The organism is Proteus genomosp. 6 (assembly GCF_040139785.1).
Taxonomy (GTDB): domain Bacteria; phylum Pseudomonadota; class Gammaproteobacteria; order Enterobacterales; family Enterobacteriaceae; genus Proteus.
In genome coordinates this window covers 378,437-399,655 of sequence record NZ_JBEEVJ010000002.1, presented here as the reverse complement: position 1 = coordinate 399,655, position 21,219 = coordinate 378,437, and the positions used below count along the sequence as shown (strand labels likewise).

Here is a 21,219-nt window from a genome sequence, read left to right as displayed (position 1 = left end):
GCCTTAGAAATTCAAATCATTATTGATAAGAAAAAGTCAGACTGGCTAACCCGTTTGCTTTACCAGGTTTTAGTGTTCCAGTCGTGATATAGCGAGTTGACAGGTTTAATGTGTAGTTTTCGTTATTAGAAGTTGTTATATGAAGTAGACGTTGATTAGGTTGTCCAGTCGCGCTGATATCAGGCCCATAAACGACGGGGGTTGGATTATCATTAAAAAGAAACTGTATCCCAATACCCGAAGCATCAGAGTCTGATGTTAGTGTGAGTACATCTGTATTATTAGAATAGGTAGATTGGTCGGTCATGCTGGCATATAGGTGAACATTGGTATCACAAGTGACAGAAATGGGCTTACTTTGTGTTTTTGACGTTGAACCAATGGTTGCCATATCTCGCATTGAGATATCGCCTAATTCATAGGTGAGATTTTTCGTATTGACCGTACAACCTCTGGCTTTAATGGTGATTGTCACAGGGTTAATAGCAACGAGAGAGGTGTTATTACCTTTATGTGCACCACCATATTCAGACCAAGTATTGGCGATAACGGTATAAGGAATATTATAAATACCCGTTTCTAAGTGTTCATCTGTGACAACAAACACTACTTTGCCTTTTAATGAAATGCGGTCAACATTATGGTTAACAGTAGAGCCTGCCGCTGGATAAATAATGGTTGCACCAGAACCATTATTAACATCAATTGGCACATAAGAAACACTGTCATTGTTATCTTTTAGGCCAAAAGCATAGCCAATACCTTTGACTCCGGGTAGTGAATAAATTGGGTAACGATCTCCCCCTTCGTAATAGTAAATACCACTAATTTTTGAGCCTAACGCATTGGCATACAGTGTTTCTACCCAACATTTTTGTAAGAACTGATTTTCACATTTAAAGCCATTAAAAACGGAAGTTTCACCTATCCACGTTGAGGTTATGGGAGTGCCTGTGGGTGTACCATCCGCTGCGCCATCAAAATTCATTGGCGGCGGTGAAACTACAAGAGGATCTGCCACCGCCCATGCCATTTCTGTGGGAAGACAAACAAGGGAAACCAGTAATGTAAGGGGGAATAAAATACGTTTCATTATTGGTACTCCAATAAAAATGTGGTGGTTGCATTGGCTTGTCCTGCACTGACTGGCACTTGAGTGGCGACATAGCGAGCGTAAAATTGCAGGGTATTATCTTGATTAGGTAACAGGGGATAAGATTGGCTTTTATCATTAACTGCGATTGATGTTCTATTTTTATCCATAATTGAAATAGCGACACCTTTTGCGCCATTATCATTAATCGCCAGTAATGTATTATCAGAGAGATCACCCGTACCGTTAAAACTGACTTTCACCGCACTGGCCTCTGGCTGACAGTCCACTAATTTGATACTAAAAGGAATAACTGGTGTTCGTTGTTGGCTCATCGCCGTTGATGTGAAGTCTTTCGTCGCAATGTCGCCAAGTTTCACTGTAATATTTTCTGAGTTTGTCTCAACGGTGCAGGTGTTGCCTGTCACTCGTGCATGAATTTGCACTAAAGTGTCATAGGCATATCCTTTAGTCATAAAAAGGAGTGATAGAGCCAAAATAAGCGTGAGTTTATGCATTATTGGCACTCCTGTGTCATTTTTACAAAAGGTTCATCTTGTTGATTTTCAGGTAATTTATAATTTACTTGGCACTGTTCAGACGCACGACTTCCCCAACGAATATCTAATACGCCTGATTCAGGGACACCAGAAAGGTAAAGTAAGCCATCATCACCAATAATGCCGGATAGGTGATTTTGCTTGTCGGATGCTATGGCACCAAAAGGAAGTGGGCGCCCTTGTCGCTGCAGTGTTAGGAGTAGGCGATATCCTGTTTTAGCATCAAAATTGACTTTGATAACAGCGCCTTGGGTCGGAATAGCTTGCTGAATATTCTGTTCAATTTCGACATTATCAGGAAGTGCTGTGGTATCAAGCGCGACTTTATTTTGGCGATAAGCGGTTGCATAAGGAATAACGGCAAATCCACGCCAGTCGGTATAAATCCCCGTTGCATTATCGATGGGAACGTCTGCGGTTTTGCGAGCATCAACAAGAATGGTATTTGAGCTTAAAGGCTGGCTTAACGTTAAACCTTCGCTGTGAAGTAACATCCCCCCAGCAACGCTATAATTCAGTTGTTGAGCCTCTTTGTTATAGTTATAACCCACATTAAGGTTGCCATAGCGACTTTGATAACCTAATGCTGCGTTACCCGTATAACTTCCGCCTTGATTACTATAGCCTTGCTGAACACTGTAATTGAGCGTGTTATCTTCAAATAATGTGCCTGCTACACCGGCATTATGTGCTGAATAACCATTATCATTATGACTATAGTTATAAGTGAGATAAGCACTATTTACGGATTGATAGCTTGAAGGCATTAATAATTGCAATGGAATCGAAATACCCAAAGAGAGTGTTTGATCGCGCTGACCGCTATTCATCATGCGGTTGTATCCATAAATAATATTGTAAGAGAGGCCTTTTACATTGCCGTTATAACCAGCTTGAAACAGAACATTTTTTTCATTGGTTTCCCAATAATTTTGCCAATTGGTTGTCATGAAAACAGAACCATAATCTCCAAGTTGCTGTGATAAATTCACTTGAAGACTGCCTTTTTTTCTATTGTGTAAATTAAAATAGCGTAATGGTTCTTCTTTATTATTTTCATAGAGATAGCCTGACATTCGAGTATTAAGTGTTTCATCTAGCGTATAAAAACCCGAAGTGGAATAGCGATATCCTAATAATTGAAAATTTGTTCCAAATTGGTTTAATGATTTGGCATAGAGAAAGCGCAGGGAGTACCCTTCAGAAGTGGAATTATCAGGTAATTTACTATGGGCAAAGGTGATATCCGTTGAGAATGCACCTAAAGTTCCCATATTCCGACCTACACCTAGCGCATAAGATTGATAATCAGAGGTAATTAATGCACCACCGTAAGCGGTACTGTCATAAGGAAGACCATAAATAAGATGACCTTGGATAAAGCGAGGCTTTTTATTTTGGCTATCTTGGCGAACTTCACCCGCTTGAATAACAAACTTTTTTTGACCTTCTCGTTGTAAAATAGGTACAGCAGAATAAGGCACAATATAGTCGTGTTTACTTCCATCGTTCTCTTCAACCGAGACATATAAATCGCCACTATTTGAAGTGGGATAAAGATCGCGAATTTCAAATGCACCAGGAGAGACAAAAGTCTGATAAATAACATAGCCATTTTGTCGAATAACAACTTTGGCATTGCCACTTGCAATACCTCTCACAACAGGTGCAAATCCTCGTTGGCTATCTGGCAACATGGTGTCATCACTTTCTAAAGAAACACCTCGGAAATTAACGCTGTCGAATAATGTTGATGAGGTATAACTATCGCCAACTTTTAACTGACTTCTTAATGACACAATATTTCGTTGAAGATAGGTATTGATGTGATCCCATTGATGCTTTCCATTTGATGAATTCCATGTGGAATAATCTCTCAATCGCCAAGCGCCAATATTGATCCCGCTACGTAGATTAAGGTAATAGCTATTATTATGAGAATTTCCCCAATTATTGGCACCACTAAAACTGTAATTTAATAAACCAGCGGTAATTCCGTTATCCCATTTTTCCGGTGGAATATAACCTCGTGCTTGGAGATTTAATGCGGCTTGAGGTACTTGAATTTTTAATGCTTGTTTTTCAATATCATAATTAACGCTGGTATTAGGAATAGAATCCGAAATATCAATACATTCTTTTTCTGATTTTAAATCAAAGTCAGTAATTAACTTAATGTTAATCCCTAGTGACTGTAAAAAAGCTTTATTTAAACAAGGGATCACATTTTTATTATTGCTAATAAAATGAATACTTTCATTTCGTAGATATTCATTATTAAAAATAATATCCAGAGGATAATCACCGGGTTTAATACTGTTTCCTGCTTCAAAATAGCTTAAATCAGTGACTGCTTCAGGTGAATCAGATAAAAATGCAGGATTAAATCGGTTTGCACTATATGAAGGAAATGGCAATATTAATGAAATCGTAATGATGCCAGAAAAAGAAAACAAACTGTATTTTTATTAACCATGATTTTTAACCAACAAGCTAAAAGCAGATGTAATTGTTAATGAGTAATTTCTTTTTTTAATACTGGGGTCTGTGCGCCGTAATCATTAATTGTTTGGAATGAAATTGTATTTTCATTTCGATTTATTTTTCCCAATGTTAATTGGGATAAAGGATTGAGCATGATACTTGATGGAAGTTGACTACCTGTTACGGCTAGATTTACCATCGTAATATAATAAGGCGTTGGATTAGTGGCAATAAGTTCCCCATTTTGATAAGAAAACTTAATTTCATTAGCAAATTTTTCACTATAAGCCGGTAAAATACTTGGGCGATAAAATAATTTAATTCGACTTTGTATCGCAATTTGCATGGTATTTTCTTTCTCAAGCCCTTTTTGTAATGAAGGTATAACTTTTACATTCATCCAAAATAAACTTTCTTTATCTTTTGGTAATGATTTACCGACATACATAATTCTTAATGCATTTTCTTTATTGGCATCTAAAATATATAAAGGAGGCGTAACAATAAAATCAGTTGTTTTATTTCCATCGATATCTGAAACCCATGATTGAATGAGGAAATTATTTTCTTTATCTGAATTCGTTACTACAAGATTCGTTTGTTTAATATTAGAATTATAAACAATACGTGTTGCACCCAATGAAACACCATTAGAATAAGATAATAATGGAAAGAGAAAAACAACAAGGAATATAAGTATTTTTTTCATAATAAAGATACATTAGGTAATGAATACGGGCAATTGTATTTTTGATAGAAAAATATGCCGTCCTTGGCAATAAGATATCAATCAAAAATAATTAGCAATTAAGAGTAGGTAATCATAAAGTTTGTGGTGACGTTTGCGCTACCTGCCTTAACCGCATCTTCAGTTGAAATAAGGGAGGCGTTGTAATGTAATTGGTTTTCACCATCAATCAGTTTTTGAGTTGTAGAAGCTTGGTTTGGTGCAACAATGGCACTAGTAGAATCAGTAATTTTTAAAGCAATATTTTCTGCTGAATTAGCACCTTGTAATGCAAACGCATTTGCATCACCACTTGAAGCCGTACCGTTGAAGGTAATTGCAGCATTAGCTGATACTGTAGTATCACAATTATTTAATTTGATACTAAAAGGAATTCGGTTTGTTTCATCACCTTTCGCTGCGAATTCAACAACACGGAATTGACCTAAGTGAACGGTTTGGTTTGATGAGCTGCTATCAACACCACAAGCCGCATTAACGACAGAACCTTCGAAGTTAACAGAACCGCCATTTACAGTGGTGGTAGTTGCTGCTAATGCAGGTGCTGCAATAACTGCCATTGTTGAAGTAATAATGGCAGATAATAATAACTTTTTCATGCATTGTTCCTATATTTTCAATATATATCTTTGTTTTTAGCTTAATAAAATAAGCTATATTTAACCCTGCTTAATAAATGAAGAAGCAGTGATTAAAATAGGTTTGAGAAGCGTAAATAGAATTATTAATACACCTATTAAAATAAGAACGAATAGATCAAATTTCACATTAAACAGGAATAAAATTCATATTGCACTTAAGTCAAATTAGCGAAAATTATAGATGGGCTAAAAAAATTATAGAAATCGTTTAAAACGATAATTTTTGATAGGTTCGATAGTTAAAAACTACGGATATTCTATTAACTATAGGTAAAAATTAATGTTAAGAAATGGGAAAATACATAAGTTTATATAATGTATGTTAATTTTGAATTTATCTGATTGATATTTATTGTATTTTTTGCAGTCAAATAATGATTATCCAAAATAGATAAGGTGTTTATACGTATAACATTATGTTTCATAATATATATTTTATGATAAAAATATTTACATGGTGAAACAAAAATTTACACGTATTGAGGGGAAAAGAAACGAAATAGAATGTTTTTTTACAGAAATAAAAGATTTAAATTTGCTTTTTCAAAAAAAAATAGAAGTAATATTAATTCATTTTTTTTTGAAATTAGATGTCATAATTTTACAATTTATAATTCTTCTCTCTTTTTTTACAACCAAGGGGAGTGGATCAATATATTTTATTTTCAATATAAATTGTAACAAAATGTTTCATTGCTCAAGATTTCCTTTTTATTTTTGCCTATTCGTTTTTCATTTTTTGCATGATAGTAATTAAAGCAATTACATTGATTCTGTTTTAATATCGGTTCTAATGACCGGATCTTGAACTCGAAGGCAAAAAAATGATATCTAGCTCATCAAAAGGGACATTATATGGCATTGTTGCCATTCTACTTTGGAGCACCATTGTTGGCTTAATTCGTAATATTAGTGAGTATTTTGGTGCTGTAGGGGGTGCCGCACTGATTTATACCACAGGTACACTCTTTCTTATTTTGATTTTAGGTGTACCTAAGTTATCACGCTTTCCTAAACGCTATCTTTTCTGGGGAGGGCTATTATTTGTTACTTATGAAGTCTGTTTATCTTTAGCTTTGGGATTTGCAACAGACAGAACACAAGCCATAGAGCTAGGAATGGTGAATTATTTATGGCCTAGTTTTACACTAGCGCTTGCCGTAATACTTAATAAGCAGCGATTCTCTATTTTACTGATTGTCGGATTATTATGTGCATTTAGTGGATTAGTCTGGGTTGTGAGTGGCGATAATCCGCTGACAATTGACGGTTTATGGAAGAATATTCAAAGCAATCCATTAAGCTATATATTGGCGTTTTCAGGTGCCATTCTATGGGCGTTTTATAGCAATTTAACTCGCCTTATGTCTGGCGGGAATAACGGCATTGTACCTTTCTTTTTATTAACGTCACTTGCATTGTGGGGGCAATACCTATTTTCAGCACCAGTAGAGTGGATCGTGAATACAAAAAGTATCACACTACTATTAATAACGGGTGCGGCTATTGGGCTTGCAAATGCGGCTTGGACAATCGGCATGATCAGAGGCAATGTGACCTTATTAGCCACACTCTCTTATTTTACTCCCGTTATTTCTACTGCATTCTCATCAATATTATTGTCTACCGCACTCTCTTTCTCATTTTGGCAAGGCGTAATGATGGTGACTGGTGGCTCTTTAATTTGCTGGTTAGCCACTCGTCAAAAAAGGATAAAACCACTTAAAATGGCTAAATAGCACAAAAATTAGCTTCAATATAAACCAAATTGCGTATTTATTGAGAAGTGAATTTTATTCGTCTTCCAGTTAATTAATCGAAGTTGAAATTATTTCACTATGCGATAGGTGGAATATCAGCTTATCTATATTAGTTATAGACTAACAGATCCTACTTCGATTTAGTATCTAAGTAATACGATAAGAACAAATGCAATAAAAAGGGATTGCTATGAAACTTGAGACACTTTCTATTCACGCCGGTTATTCACCTGATCCAACCACAAAAGCTGTTGCTGTGCCTATTTATCAAACGACTTCTTATGCGTTTGATGATACGCAACATGGTGCTGATCTTTTTGACTTAAAAGTGCCTGGAAATATTTATACCCGAATAATGAACCCAACCAATGACGTATTAGAAAAAAGGGTTGCGGCATTAGAAGGCGGAATTGCGTCTGTTGCTGTGGCATCAGGTATGGCGGCAATTACTTACGCTATTCAAACTATTGCCCAAGTGGGTGACAATATTGTTTCTGTCGCGAAGCTTTATGGCGGCACATATAATTTAATGGCGCATACATTTCCACGAATTGGTATTGAAGCGCGTTTTGCTCCTCATGATGATATTGCTGCACTTGAAGCGCTAATTGATGAAAATACCAAAGCGGTATTTTGCGAAACAATAACAAACCCAAGTGGGAATATTGTTGATATTAAAGCATTAGCAGATGCTGCTCATCGTCATGGTGTGCCTTTAATTGTTGATAATACGGTTGCAACACCTTATTTGTGCCGTCCTTTTGAACATGGTGCGGATATTATTATTCATTCGTTAACCAAATATATTGGTGGTCACGGTAATTCGATTGGCGGTATTGTTGTGGATTCTGGTAAATTTCCGTGGGCTGAACATAAAGATCGCTTTGAAATATTAAATACACCCGATGTTTCTTATCACGGGGTAAATTATGTTGAGCATTTTGGTGCAGCTGCTTATATAGCAAGATGTCGTGTTGCTCCTTTGCGTGGAACGGGGGCGGCACTATCGCCATTTAATGCTTTTTTAATTCTACAAGGGTTAGAAACGTTGGCGCTACGCATGGATCGCCACACTGAAAATACACAGAAAGTGGCAGAATATCTGCAAAGTCATCCTCAAGTCGCATGGGTTAAATATGCGGGCTTAACTCATCATCCTGAACATGATTTAGCGGTACGTTATATGTCAGGTAAACCTGCGGGTATTCTCTCTTTTGGGATCAAAGGGGGGGCAGAGTCTGGGGCGAAATTTATTGATGCATTGCAACTCATTGTTCGCCTTGTGAATATCGGTGATGCAAAATCATTAGCATGTCATCCAGCATCAACCACTCATCGCCAATTAAATGATGAAGAATTAGAACGTGCAGGCGTTTCACGTGATTTAATTCGTTTATCTATTGGTATTGAACATATTGACGATATTCTTGCAGATTTAGAGCAGGCATTAATGGCCAGTGTTTAATTAGCCATTCAAATAATTCAAATTAAGCCTTCTTTATTTAAAGGAGGTTTTTTTATATTTAAATTTTGTAGTTTTATTAATATCTGACACTTAATTTAATGCTCATCTATTTAATATAAGGATATATTATGAGTGTTGTTTCATTTCTTAGAGATACCGCTAGTCAATTTACTACAGGAGCGCTAAAATCAATCAGTAATATTGTTGATTTTTTTTCTAGTCTTAGTTCTGGTATAACTCGTTTATTTAATAGTAGTGTTTCTTTTAAAAATGTTAGTTCAGAAAACTCTAGAGATAAAGCTGATTATAAAAATAATATATATATGAGAGTATCTAATAAAGCCCCATATAGAGAAGAAGGGGAGAGATTAAATAATGTAGTGGGAAATAACAAATCAAATGAGAGTTTATATTGTGAAATTAAAAATGATTTATATGGTAGTTTAGATTATGAGTCTAATTTAAATAAGGTTATTGTTAAATTTTCAAGTGAGGATTTTTCAGGTATACCAGAAGGTGGAGAATATAAATTGGAGGGCGTTCAGGAAGAAAATATACATGAAGAAACATATAATATAAAAGAGAATAAAAATAGAATATATTATAATGATTGTATTATTAAAACTATAGAGGATTTTAAAAGAGTAAACAATATAAATGAGAGTAATTCTCTCTCGCTTATAAATATATTTTTTGATACGTGTGAAAGTGAATCCGCCAAAGAAGAGCCTATATATGATATTCTTCCATCACTTGAAAAGACTTTAAATAAATATGAGCATAAATTTATGATGATGGGATATAATATATAAGACATTGGTTTTAACTTGGAAGGTATTTCTAATAAAGCACAGAGTAAATACTCTACAATATAATGAATTATATATTTTAATTTAAAATAAAGAGTTCATTTCTCGATGTTCTCTTTATTTTATTTAATCAATGATTTTAATTTTTTTTTGTTTAATATTTGCACGGGATTTTATTGATAGTAATCAAGTTATATTTATTCTCGTTAGGTAATTATATTATTTAGATCAATTCTGTAAAATAATTTTATTTTTTAAATTAAGTTTGATTAAAAATAAAGGAATGTGAAGTCAACTGCATTATTTACATATAATAAGCATCAGTCGAAATCAAATTGATTTCGATCAATAAGGAACATACCGACTGGTCGGTATTATCCTTGTCATGAATACAACTGCGCATCACCGAAAAAAAGACCCAATCCGAGTTCAAGAACAATTATTGGAAGCGGCAAGCATTATTGTGGCTAATGAAGGAATAGCCTCTCTCTCTTTAAATGCCGTAGCAAAAGAAGCAGGGGTAAGTAAAGGTGGATTACTTCATCATTTCCCCGGAAAACTAGAGTTGGTGCACGCGGTCTTTAAGCGTTTATTAGGTATTATGGATAGCCGTATTGCCGTTATTATGGAAAATGATCCTATTGAAGCGGGGCGTTTTTCTCGCGCATATTTAACTTATATTTCTGATTTAAAACAGTCAGACGAAAGTCGCCAATTAGCCATATTGTCTTTAGCCATGCCAAATGAACCTATTATGCGCAAATGCTGGCGAGATTGGATGTTAGAACATTTAGCCAAAGGCGATAAATTAGATAATAGTTATTTAGGGACTTTAATTCGTTATGCTGCCGATGGTCTTTGGTTATCTGAATTAACAGAAGGCCCTACTATCTCACAAGAAGAGCGTAGCGCATTAGTTCAACGATTATCTGAAATGACATTTGACTATATGACAAACACAGCAAATCAGTAATTTTAATCAGGATGAATGAGGGCACAATGAAATACAAAATAAATGCCTTAATTTATTACGACGCAACGGATGGCGCGATATCATTAGAAAAAGAGAGTGTTGATACACATCTTTCTATTACCGCAAATGCGTTACTCTTTTATTTTATTCAGCACCCTGGAGTGGTTAATCGTGATGAAGTATTAAAACGTGTTTGGGATGATAATGGGTTAGTTTCCTCAAACAGTAATTTAAACCAATATTTGAGTTTATTACGAAAAACATTTCGCCATTATGGTATTGAAAATATCATTGTTACCATTGCGAAAGGACGATTAGAATTTAATCCAGATATTTCAGTTGAACTGATTGATGATTCAACGTTATTACCTTCAATTCAAACGAATGAAGAAACGCCTATTTTAGTTAAAGATGAAAATCAAGTCGCTGTTGAAACAACGACACCTTTATCTTTAACGCAAACTCAAATACCTTTAGAGTCTACGCAAGAAGAAGCGCCCCAAAAAACACAGAAACCTGAAATTTGCTGGTATTTAGCCAGCATTGGTTTTTTATTAGGTACAATATTTCTTGCGGTGATCATCTTTTTTAACCAACATCAATCAAAGCCAATTTCACTAACACCATTAACACACAATGATTGTGAATTACTTTCTAATGAAGCCATGATTAATTCTGCAGTAAGTGATAATTATGTTCGCAATTTTGATGCGGTAAGAAAGAAGCTTAATTTACAGTGTGTAAAAGGCGAGCGATTTGTTTTCTTTTATGGTGATAAATTACAAACAAATGGATTAGGGCGGGTATTTTTAGCACATTGTGCAAAGAACGAAGATAACCCATTTAGTTATTGCGATAATTACTTTTACTATTCTTGGAAATACTAATGAAAATCTCAGGGAAACTTTTATGTTTTTTATCGGCCCTGATTTTTATCTTGGTCGCCACTTATGCAGCAACAAGATTATTAACCATTAAAAATGAAGGTGTCATGGTTTGCTCAACCAAAGGCATTATGCGTTTTGAAAATATGGAAGATGAAAATGTAAATGGTAATATTCATTTTTCATTTGGTGCCAATGGTAAAGGATCGATTGTTGTTGAAGGGTATACCACCTCAAAAGCAGGGTGGTTGTATTTACAACGCTATGTGAAATTTGATTATACAACTAAGCGTGTTTCACCGACTGAACGTCACTATTTTGTTAGCCAATGGGATGCTAGTGCATCATCAATTGATGAATCACCTGATGTGATTTTTGACTATTTTATGCGTGAAATGTCAGACAGTCATGATGGGTTATTTATTAATGCACAGAAGCTAAATGAGAAAACATTACTTTTAAGTTCGCTCAATTCACCCCTCTATATTTGTACCTTAAAACCGGGTAGTAAATTCGATTAATTGCCCTGATTATTTGGTCTCATTTTTGCAAAGGTGGCTTGTACATAGCCGCCTTTTTGTTTGTCTAAAACTCAATATATCCCATCCCCTTAATTAATCTTCTTTTCTCACACATTCCTGATTTTAGCTCTTTTGCTTATTCCTTAATTTGAACCGATTGTCTACATGACATTTATAGTAAAGAGTACCCATCTTTATTTTTTATACACCGTAGTAAAGGTTTAATTTTGATAAATACGTTATCAACAAAAAAATAGCACGATTTGTATATAGACTCTATTTAGCCTTTTTCAATTATTGATCTCACGTTCAAATATCAGTGATATTCCGCACATCTTTCCCGTCGATATGTACTGGCTTTTTTCACCTTTTCAACATCCTTCTAACAAAGTTAATTTGCCTGTTTTTTAATCTGTTTTTTATGAAATTCAATAATTTTATAACGATGAAAAAATGAAATTAACAGTATGAAAAGATAAATAGAGGCATAAATAACGCTAAATAGCAGAGTTAAATTCTATATGTGTTCATATCATGGATTTATATTTTGTTTTCTTTTTTGCGCGTTATAGTGATTTTGAAACCAACGTCTGCGTTTAAAAAATCACCACGCAGACACAATGGGCAAACGTAAACCGTTAAACGGCTTCTCGGAGGAAATGAAAATGGGTGATGCATTAGGTCTGATCGAAACCAAAGGTCTGGTGGCATGTATTGAAGCCGCTGACGCTATGTGTAAAGCCGCGAACGTTGAACTTATTGGCTATGAAAATGTGGGTTCAGGTCTCGTGACTGCGATGGTGAAAGGCGACGTAGGCGCAGTGAAAGCTGCAGTGGATTCAGGTGTGGAGTCAGCACAACGCGTGGGTGAAGTTGTTACATCGCTCGTGATTGCTCGTCCTCACAATGACATCAACAAGATTGTTATCAAACACAAGGCATAGTTTCTGCCTTAGGAGAACGTATGGGTGATGCATTAGGACTTATTGAAACTCAAGGGCTGGTTGCTTGTATTGAAGCAGCTGACGCGATGTGTAAAGCGGCAAATGTTGAGTTAATCGGCTACGAAAATGTGGGTTCAGGTTTAGTAACTGCAATGGTGAAAGGTGATGTAGGTGCCGTTAAAGCCGCTGTGGAATCTGGCTTAGAAGCTGCTCAACGTGTTGGTACGGTTGTGACTTCATTAGTCATCGCTCGTCCACATAACGATATTCAAAAAATCGTTGCCCAGTACAAAGTGACTGAATAACGAAGGAAATAAATATGAAAGAAGCACTAGGTCTAGTTGAAACCAAAGGTCTTGTCGCTTGCATTGAAGCTGCTGATGCAATGTGTAAAGCAGCCAATGTTGAACTGATTGGTTATGAAAACGTCGGTTCAGGTTTAGTGACAGCGATGGTGAAAGGCGATGTCGGTGCAGTCAATGCAGCGGTTGAGTCAGGTGTTGAAGCGGCAAAACGTATCGGCACCGTCGTGACTTCTCGTGTTATTGCAAGACCGCATAACGATATCGAGAAAATCGCACAACAGCACAAAGCCTGATTACTCAGGCGTGCTGTAAAGCAAAGAAATAAGTTATTCAGCTAAATTTTTTAACTCCTGTATGGAGGAAGACATGGTTGCATTAGATAAAGATTTGCAATCCAGACAACTGGCTCGTGAGCTAGTTCGTAACGCGAAAAATGCACAACTTGTTTATGCTAAGTTTTCGCAGGAAAAAATCGACAGTATTGTAAAACACATTGCATTTGAAGCCGCTCGTCATGCAGAAGAGTTGGCGAAAATGGCGAACGAAGAAACAGGCTTTGGTAAGTGGGAAGACAAAGTGCTGAAGAATACCTTCGCGTCATTGCGTGTGTATGAACATATGAAAGACATGAAGACCGTTGGCATTATCAATGACGATAAAGTGAAAAAAGTCATGGATGTTGGCGTGCCTTTAGGTGTTATCACGGCGTTAGTCCCTTCAACTAATCCAACATCAACCATTATCTATAAAACCCTAATTGCACTGAAAGCGGGTAATGCGATTATTTTCTCTCCGCATCCAAATGCAAAACAGTGTAGTTTCCGTGCGTTAGAAATTGTTAAAAAAGCGGCGCTAGAAGCTGGTGCGCCAGCAGGTATTGTTGATGGTGTGACATTACTGACTCTGGAAGCGACAAAAGAATTAATGCACAGCAAAGATGTGTCATTGATTTTAGCTACTGGTGGTGAAGGTATGGTGCGTGCAGCTTATGCATCTGGTACGCCAACCATCAGTGGCGGCCCAGGTAATGGTCCTGCATTTATCGAACGTAGTGCGGATATCAAAAAAGCAGTGAGCGATATCATCACCAGTAAAACATTCGATAACGGAGTTATCTGCGCATCAGAGCAATCCATTATCGTAGAACGTTGCATTTATAACGAAGTTCACCGCGAGTTATTAGCGCAAGGTGCTTACTTTATGAATGACGAAGAAGCAACAAAAGTGGCTTCAATGTTACTGCGTGCTAACGGTACGATTAACCCAGCCGTTGTGGGTAAAGATGCGATTTATTTAAGCCAACGTGCAGGCTTTAGCGTACCCACAAATACGCGTGTATTAATCGCATTACAAGATACTGTTTCACCAAAAAATCCGTATTCACGCGAAAAACTATGCCCAATCTTAGGAATGTATATCGAAGAAGATTGGAAATCAGCGTGCGATCGTGTGGTGCAATTACTGACTAACGAAGGTTTAGGTCATACCTTAGTTATTCATACCAAAAATGAAGATGTTATTCGTCAGTTCTCTTTAGAAAAACCCGTTAACCGTATTCTGATTAATACCCCTGCGGCATTAGGCGGTATCGGAGCAACAACCAATATTACTCCTGCACTTACTTTAGGTTGCGGTGCTGTTGGTGGTGGTTCTAGCTCTGACAACGTTGGTCCAATGAATCTACTGAATATTCGTAAAGTAGGTTATGGCGTGCGTACCGTTGAAGAGTTGAAACAACCTTGTCCTTTAGCACAAGAAGCTGCTCAAGTTGCTGTTTCTGCTTGTGCTGTTTCTAGCGCAAATCACCAGACCAGCATTCTTGATGATGACCGTTTTCGTTCACCTTCTTTAACCCCTGTTCATGCTGAATGTGCCACTGCACAACGTCAAACTCAAGGTGATGATCGCTTTGGTACATCTCCTTATGCAACGACAGTCAGTGCTTGTGCGCAGCAAGTGATTGAACAAGGTGATATTACCGAAGAAAACGTGGAACGCATTATCAAGGAAGTTCTCGGACGTCTGAGTAAATAACTCATTGATATAAGGCGATATAAACCATGATCCTCGCAAAGGTAATCGGACACGTAGTAGCGACACAAAAAAGCCCAGAACTTAAAGGTAGCAATTTATTAATGATAGCCACTTTAGATGATGAGCTTAAACCACTGAAAAACAAAACGTATGTTGCAGTGGACAGTGTAGGTGCAGGTATCAACGATGTTGTGTTGGCTGAAGAATACTTTGCACTGAACAAAGATCGTTACAAGGCGATGTCAGTGGTTGCCATTGTTGAGAAGGTTTATCGGGACAGTAAGGAGTAATAACGACATGAGTGAGTTTCTGATAAAACCCAAAATTCAGTTTGGCGCCAATGCACTGGATTTTCTCTCTGGGTTAACTGCCCGCCGCGCATTTGTGGTGACAGATAAAGCAATGGTGAAGTTTGGCTTTGCAAATAAAGTCACTGATAAGTTAATGCAACGAGGTATCGAGTTTCAAGTCTATGATGATGTGGCATCAGATCCTGATATTTCAGCCATTGTTAGTGGTATGAAAATGATGGATGCCAACTATCCAGACTTGGTTATCGCACTCGGTGGTGGGTCTGTTATCGATGCCGCGAAAGCCGTTATGTACTCCCTATGGCATACCCGTAAAGAGAGCAACAGAACAAAACCACAATTTATTGCGATCCCAACCACAAGTGGCACGGGCTCTGAAGTGACCTCTTTTTCAGTGATCAAATCACGCAGTGAAAAACTGGTCTTGGTTGATGAGTTTATGTTGCCTGATGTCGCCATTCTCGATCCTGAGTTGGTGAAATCTGTACCACCTGCCATTACCGCTGATACAGGTATGGATGTCCTTTGTCATGCGCTAGAAGCTTATGTTTCTAAAGCTGCATCTGATTTCTCTGATGCGATGGCAGAGAAAGCCGTCAAGTTAGTCTTTGGTCATCTTATTGATTGCCACCATCAAGGTGACAACTTAATGGCTCGCGAAAAAATGCATAACGCATCTTGTATTGCAGGCATGGCATTTACTAACGCTTCGCTGGGTATTACTCACAGTCTTGCCCACGCATTAGGCGGTGTATTCCACGTTCCTCACGGTCGTGCAAATGCGTTATTGATGACACATGTTGTCGCCTTTAACGCCAACCTTCATGGTGATTGTAATAGTGAAGCAGCAAAACGTTACGCCTATCTTGCTCAAAGCTTAGGGCTTCCGGCTAGCACCGTAAGAGAAGGGGTAACCAGTTTAATCGTCGCCATTAATGTATTGAAAGATGAAATGGGTATGCCGAAGAGTATTCGCGATACCGGTGTCAGTGAAGCGGACTTTTATGCCCGTTTAATGGAAATGGTCGGACAGGCTTTACGAGATAGCTGTACGCCGACAAATCCGCGTGACGTGAACACACACCAATTAGAAACATTGTATCGTCAGGCATTTGCCGGTGTATCACACAGTTAATGCTCAACCGAATTAATACCGATTAGGTCAAGTAAAGAACATCAGGAGAGCCTCACATGGCCAAATATTCTTTGACGCCACGCGTAAAAATGCTGGCAGAACGTTTAGTTTCACGTAATAGCTCAATCAGTACAGAGCGTGCGACAATTTTTGATTCATTAGACAACAGCATTGCAGGTGTTCCTCAAGCGATTAAACCTGCACAGCGTTTTTATGAGTTTATCCGCCATTTTCCAAGCTATATTGCACAAGATGAACTGATTATCGGCAGCCAGTCATCAACACCACGCGGTGCGATTTTTCACTCTGAAGAAGAAGTGCGTAGTGATTCTATCTACCGTTTCTTAAGTATTAATAATAGCGTTGCATCACCTGATTATATGCTGGTGGTAAACCAAGGTTTCTTAGCAATTAAAGCACAGCTTGAAGACAGAATTAGAAGTATTGGTAGTGCCGTAAATCGTAGCAGTATGGACGAAGCTAATTACTGTAAATCAGCTATTTATGCATGTGATGCAGCACTGTATTTCGCACAAATTCTGTCTGCAAAAGCAGAGAATTTAGCAGCAATGGAAGGTAACCCATACCGTAAAGCTGAATTATTAGATAGTGCGACTGTATTACGTAAAGTCCCTGCAAAACCAGCAGAAACCTTTAAAGAAGCGGTTCAAGTATTCTATTTACTGCAATTAGTTTTACATCTGGAAAATGGTAGTTACGCAATCAACCCAATGGGATTTGATAAAGCGTTATATCCATTCTATCAACGTGATATTGACCAAGGTCGCTTAACGCAAGCACAAGCCTATGAAATTGTTGAAAGCGTATGGCTGAAATTAGCGGAGCTTTCAGAAGTGCGCGCAACCAAAGAAGTTGATGGTTACCCAATGTTTGATGCAATGACACAGGGTGTGGATATTAACGATCCACGAGTCAGCATCAACGAACTGTCAGAGATGCTGTTATCAGCTCGCGCTAATCTGTCAACCTTACACAGCTCACTGCAAGTGCGTTTATATAATGGCCGTGTGAATTCACAACCTCAATACGCTGCACCTTCTGCAAATTTTGTTGCAGCACCAAGTGCTGATGCGGGCGAATTCAAAGTAATGGAAGGTTTAACGCCTCGCTTACAACGCTTACGTAATCGCTATTTAGAAGCACGTCCAAGTGTCTCTATTTATAGAGCATTAGCATTTACTGAAATTGTTCGTAATAACCCGGGGTTACCAGCAATTTTACTGCGCGCTAAAGCTTTCCGTCGCGCATGTGAAACCGCACCTATCTTAATTCAAGATGAAGAGCTGATTGTGGGACATCCTTGTGGAAAAGCGCGTGCTGGTGCTTTCTCTCCTGATATCGCATGGCGCTGGGTTCGTGATGAACTCGATACCATGAGCACACGTCCACAAGATCCATTCCAAATTTCAGAAGAAGACAAAAAAGTTATTCGCGAAGAGATTGTTCCATTCTGGGAAGGTCGTTCTTTAGATGAGATCTGCGAAGCACAATATCGTGAAGCGGGTGTGTGGGAATTTAGTGGTGAAACCTTTGTCAGTGACCTTTCTTATCACCAAATTAATGGTGGTGGCGATACTTGTCCTGGTTATGACGTACTGCTTTTCACTAAAGGTATGAACGGTATTAAAGCCGATGCGCAAGCCAAACTGGCTGAATTAAGCATGGAAAACCCTGCTGATATCGACCGTATCTACTTCTACAAAGCATCTATTGAAAGTTGTGAAGGTGTCATTGCTTACTCACATCGCATTGCAGAATATGCGCGTGAATTAGCATCAAAAGAGCGTGATCCACAACGTCGTGAAGAGTTACTGACGATTGCTCAAGTCAACGAAAATGTACCCGCTAACCCACCAAAAACGCTACAAGAAGCATTGCAAAGTATTTGGACAGTTGAGTCATTGTTTGAAGTAGAAGAAAACCAAACAGGTCTTTCTTTAGGTCGTTTAGACCAATACTGCTTCCCAATGTATGAAAACGATATCAAATCAGGGCGTTTAACGCGTGAACAAGCACTGGAAATGATGCAAGCCTTTATCATCAAATGTGCTGAATTAATGTGGATGTCGAGTGAGTTAGGTGCGAAATATTTTGCAGGTTATCAACCATTTATCAACTTAACTATCGGTGGACAAAAACGCTCTGGTGGCGATGCATGTAACGATTTAACTTACTTGATTATGGATGCTGTGCGCTTTGTGAAAGTGTATCAACCATCACTCGCATGTCGTATTCATAACCAATCACCACAGCAATATATGGAAAAAATCGTTGATGTAGTAAAAGCGGGTATGGGTTTCCCAGCCTGTCACTTCGATGATTCTCATATCAAGATGATGCTGCGTAAAGGCTTCGACTTTGAAGATGCACGAGACTACTGCTTGATGGGTTGTGTTGAGCCACAAAAATCAGGTCGTATTTATCAGTGGACATCAACAGGTTATACCCAATGGCCTATCGCAATTGAATTTGTATTAAACCGTGGTCGTATGGTGCTGTTTGATAGCTATCAAGGTTTAGATACAGGCGATTTACGCGACCTGCGTACTTATGAAGATTTCGACCGCGCTGTAAAAGAGCAAGTGGCACATATCGTTCGTTTATCGGCAATCGGTACGGTGATCAGCCAGCGTGTTCATCGCGATGTTGCACCGAAACCATTAATGTCTCTGCTGGTTGAAGGCTGTATGGAACAAGGTAAAGACGTCACTGCGGGTGGTGCGATGGTTAACCATGGCCCAGGTCTGATTTTCTCAGGTTTAGCGACTTATGTGGACTCAATGGCGGCTATTCGCAAACTTGTTTATGAAGATAAGAAATACACCTTAGAGCAAATTCGTGATGCGCTATTAGCTAACTTTGAAGGTCATGACGAGCTTTTACGTGACTGCTTAAATGCACCGAAATTTGGTAACGACGACGATGTTGTTGACCAATATGCGTTAGATATTACGGAATGGACTGAGCGTGAATGCCGTAAATACAAAATGCTCTATTCCACTCTGAGCCACGGCACATTATCTATCTCTAACAATACACCAATTGGCGAATTAACGGCTGCCACACCAAATGGTCGTTTTGCATGGAAACCATTGTCAGATGGTATCAGCCCAACACAAGGCGCAGATAAACATGGTCCAACAGCAATCATCAAATCAATCAGTAAGATGAATGTTGAAACTATGAATATCGGTATGGTTCATAACTTCAAATTCCTGAAAGGTTTGTTAGATACTAATGAAGGACGCCAAGGTTTAATTACCTTATTAAGAACGGCTTCAATTCTGGGTAACGGCCAGATGCAATTTAGCTATGTTGATAATGAAGTACTGAAAAAAGCGCAATTAGAGCCTGAAAAATACCGCGATTTGATTGTTCGCGTTGCAGGTTACAGTGCTTACTTCGTTGAATTATGTAAAGAAGTTCAGGATGAAATTATCAGTCGTACTGTGATTGAGAAATTCTAATCATAGCCATAGGGATGGCACAGGCTATCCCTTTTAATCGACAAGACAAGATTTAAATTTATCGAACAGGGATGTTTGATGCAGATTTGGAGGCGTAAAGATGGAGACGGCGGCAGAAACAAGAGGTCGGATATTTAATATCCAGAAATACTCTATTTATGACGGTGATGGTATTCGTACTCTCGTTTTTTTAAAAGGCTGTAATATCCGCTGCCCTTGGTGTTCAAATCCAGAAGGTCTTAGCAGTGAATTTCAGGTGATGTACTCTCGCGACAAATGTGTAGATTGCGGTAAATGCGTTGATGTTTGTCCGGCGGGTGTTCATTACATGACAACCAATGAAAGTGGTAAACAAGTTCATCGTGTTGATCGCGCTGTTGATTGTATTGGTTGTCGCAAATGTGAAGAAGTGTGTATCTCTGATGCGCTTGATATTATGGGAAAAGATGTTTCTGTTTCTGAGTTAATGAAAATCATCATGCAAGATTATGACTTTTACATCTCTTCAGGAGGTGGTGTCACAATCGGTGGCGGTGAAATGAGTTTACAAACTGATTTTGCGGTTGCGCTTTTACGAGAATGTAAAAAGATGATGATCAATACCGCCGTGGAAACACAAGCAACCACTAATGTGGCGAATTATGAAAAATTAGCGGAAGTTGTTGATCAATTTCTTATTGATATCAAACACATTGATACCACTCAGCATAAAGCGTTGTTTGGCATTGGTAATGAGAATGTCCGCCGTAATCTAGAGCGTTTAATGGATCTTGGTGCAAATGTGGTTGTCCGTATGCCTTTAGTGCGAGGTTATAACGACTCTTATGATGCGATCACTGGCGCGATTAACTACGCAATGGAACTTTCAAAACGCGGTAATCTTCAGCGCATCGATATTCTCCCTTATCACCAATTTGGACGTAATAAATACGAAAAATTGGAAATGATTTACCCAATGAAAACTGATCCCAGTTATACGCCTGAAGAGCTTGACAGCTTAGAAGCCTTCTTTAAGAAATTTGATTTCGATATCCGTCTTGTCCGCCACTAAGTAGGAGAGAAAG

Annotated in this window: 19 protein-coding genes; 14 read left to right on the top strand and 5 right to left on the bottom strand. The window is 38.0% G+C overall.

Features of this window, described 5'->3' with window-relative positions; genetic code table 11:
- Positions 1-19: 19 nt before the first annotated feature.
- The 5 genes from ABN212_RS04315 to ABN212_RS04295 all read right to left on the bottom strand — a co-directional run bounded on the left by ABN212_RS04315 (position 20) and on the right by ABN212_RS04295 (position 5,484).
- Positions 20-1,093: a fimbrial protein gene (locus ABN212_RS04315; protein WP_198620607.1), complete on the bottom strand. Its 1,074-nt coding sequence runs from the start codon at positions 1,091-1,093 to the stop codon at positions 20-22.
- Positions 1,093-1,611 carry a fimbrial protein gene (locus tag ABN212_RS04310; protein WP_109373217.1) on the bottom strand — a complete coding sequence of 173 codons (519 nt, stop codon included), beginning with the start codon at positions 1,609-1,611 and terminating at the stop codon, positions 1,093-1,095. Before ABN212_RS04310 ends, ABN212_RS04315 begins: the two co-directional genes overlap by 1 nt.
- The gene (locus tag ABN212_RS04305; RefSeq protein ID WP_349442938.1) at positions 1,611-4,070 is read right to left on the bottom strand and encodes a fimbria/pilus outer membrane usher protein; all 2,460 of its coding nucleotides are present in this window, start codon (positions 4,068-4,070) and stop codon (positions 1,611-1,613) included. The genes ABN212_RS04310 and ABN212_RS04305 overlap by 1 nt, the downstream gene beginning before the upstream one ends.
- A 95-nt stretch (positions 4,071-4,165) precedes the next feature.
- Entirely contained in the window at positions 4,166-4,846 is a 681-nt protein-coding gene (locus tag ABN212_RS04300) for a fimbrial biogenesis chaperone (protein ID WP_198620605.1), read from the bottom strand.
- A gap of 98 nt (positions 4,847-4,944) precedes the next feature.
- Positions 4,945-5,484 (bottom strand): fimbrial protein, encoded by a 540-nt coding sequence (locus ABN212_RS04295; protein WP_198620604.1) that lies wholly within the window; start codon positions 5,482-5,484, stop codon positions 4,945-4,947.
- Between the two features lie 866 nt (positions 5,485-6,350).
- Between ABN212_RS04295 and yddG the strand changes: the two genes are divergently transcribed.
- From yddG to cutD, 14 genes are all read left to right on the top strand, one after another.
- Positions 6,351-7,265 (top strand): aromatic amino acid DMT transporter YddG, encoded by a 915-nt coding sequence (gene yddG / locus ABN212_RS04290; RefSeq protein WP_198620603.1) that lies wholly within the window; start codon positions 6,351-6,353, stop codon positions 7,263-7,265.
- Between the two features lie 211 nt (positions 7,266-7,476).
- Complete coding sequence (locus ABN212_RS04285) at positions 7,477-8,751, top strand: bifunctional O-acetylhomoserine aminocarboxypropyltransferase/cysteine synthase (protein ID WP_198620602.1); 1,275 nt, start codon at positions 7,477-7,479, stop codon at positions 8,749-8,751.
- A gap of 128 nt (positions 8,752-8,879) precedes the next feature.
- Positions 8,880-9,563, top strand: coding sequence for a hypothetical protein (locus ABN212_RS04280; RefSeq protein WP_198620601.1), 684 nt, complete (start codon positions 8,880-8,882; stop codon positions 9,561-9,563).
- A gap of 382 nt (positions 9,564-9,945) precedes the next feature.
- Entirely contained in the window at positions 9,946-10,533 is a 588-nt protein-coding gene (locus ABN212_RS04275; protein WP_198620600.1) for a TetR/AcrR family transcriptional regulator, read from the top strand.
- A gap of 26 nt (positions 10,534-10,559) precedes the next feature.
- A complete protein-coding gene (locus ABN212_RS04270) occupies positions 10,560-11,420 on the top strand; it encodes a transcriptional regulator (protein WP_198620599.1) in 861 nt (286 codons plus the stop codon).
- Positions 11,420-11,938, top strand: coding sequence for a FidL-like protein (locus tag ABN212_RS04265; RefSeq protein WP_006536331.1), 519 nt, complete (start codon positions 11,420-11,422; stop codon positions 11,936-11,938). The genes ABN212_RS04270 and ABN212_RS04265 overlap by 1 nt, the downstream gene beginning before the upstream one ends.
- 665 nt (positions 11,939-12,603) lie before the next feature.
- Positions 12,604-12,882, top strand: coding sequence for a BMC domain-containing protein (locus ABN212_RS04260; protein WP_004249182.1), 279 nt, complete (start codon positions 12,604-12,606; stop codon positions 12,880-12,882).
- Between the two features lie 20 nt (positions 12,883-12,902).
- Positions 12,903-13,187 (top strand): BMC domain-containing protein, encoded by a 285-nt coding sequence (locus tag ABN212_RS04255; RefSeq protein ID WP_006536329.1) that lies wholly within the window; start codon positions 12,903-12,905, stop codon positions 13,185-13,187.
- A 14-nt stretch (positions 13,188-13,201) separates the two neighbouring features.
- Positions 13,202-13,480 (top strand): BMC domain-containing protein, encoded by a 279-nt coding sequence (locus tag ABN212_RS04250; RefSeq protein WP_006536328.1) that lies wholly within the window; start codon positions 13,202-13,204, stop codon positions 13,478-13,480.
- A 73-nt stretch (positions 13,481-13,553) separates the two neighbouring features.
- Positions 13,554-15,221 carry an acetaldehyde dehydrogenase (acetylating) gene (locus ABN212_RS04245; protein WP_198620598.1) on the top strand — a complete coding sequence of 556 codons (1,668 nt, stop codon included), beginning with the start codon at positions 13,554-13,556 and terminating at the stop codon, positions 15,219-15,221.
- A 26-nt stretch (positions 15,222-15,247) separates the two neighbouring features.
- A complete protein-coding gene (locus tag ABN212_RS04240; protein WP_064721253.1) occupies positions 15,248-15,511 on the top strand; it encodes a EutN/CcmL family microcompartment protein in 264 nt (87 codons plus the stop codon).
- Between the two features lie 7 nt (positions 15,512-15,518).
- Positions 15,519-16,667, top strand: coding sequence for a 1-propanol dehydrogenase PduQ (locus ABN212_RS04235; RefSeq protein ID WP_198620597.1), 1,149 nt, complete (start codon positions 15,519-15,521; stop codon positions 16,665-16,667).
- A gap of 56 nt (positions 16,668-16,723) precedes the next feature.
- Positions 16,724-20,155 carry a choline trimethylamine-lyase gene (gene cutC, locus ABN212_RS04230; protein WP_349442937.1) on the top strand — a complete coding sequence of 1,144 codons (3,432 nt, stop codon included), beginning with the start codon at positions 16,724-16,726 and terminating at the stop codon, positions 20,153-20,155.
- Positions 20,156-20,255: 100 nt separating this feature from the next.
- Positions 20,256-21,206: a choline TMA-lyase-activating enzyme gene (gene cutD / locus ABN212_RS04225; RefSeq protein ID WP_198620595.1), complete on the top strand. Its 951-nt coding sequence runs from the start codon at positions 20,256-20,258 to the stop codon at positions 21,204-21,206.
- The last annotated feature ends 13 nt before the right edge of the window (positions 21,207-21,219 follow it).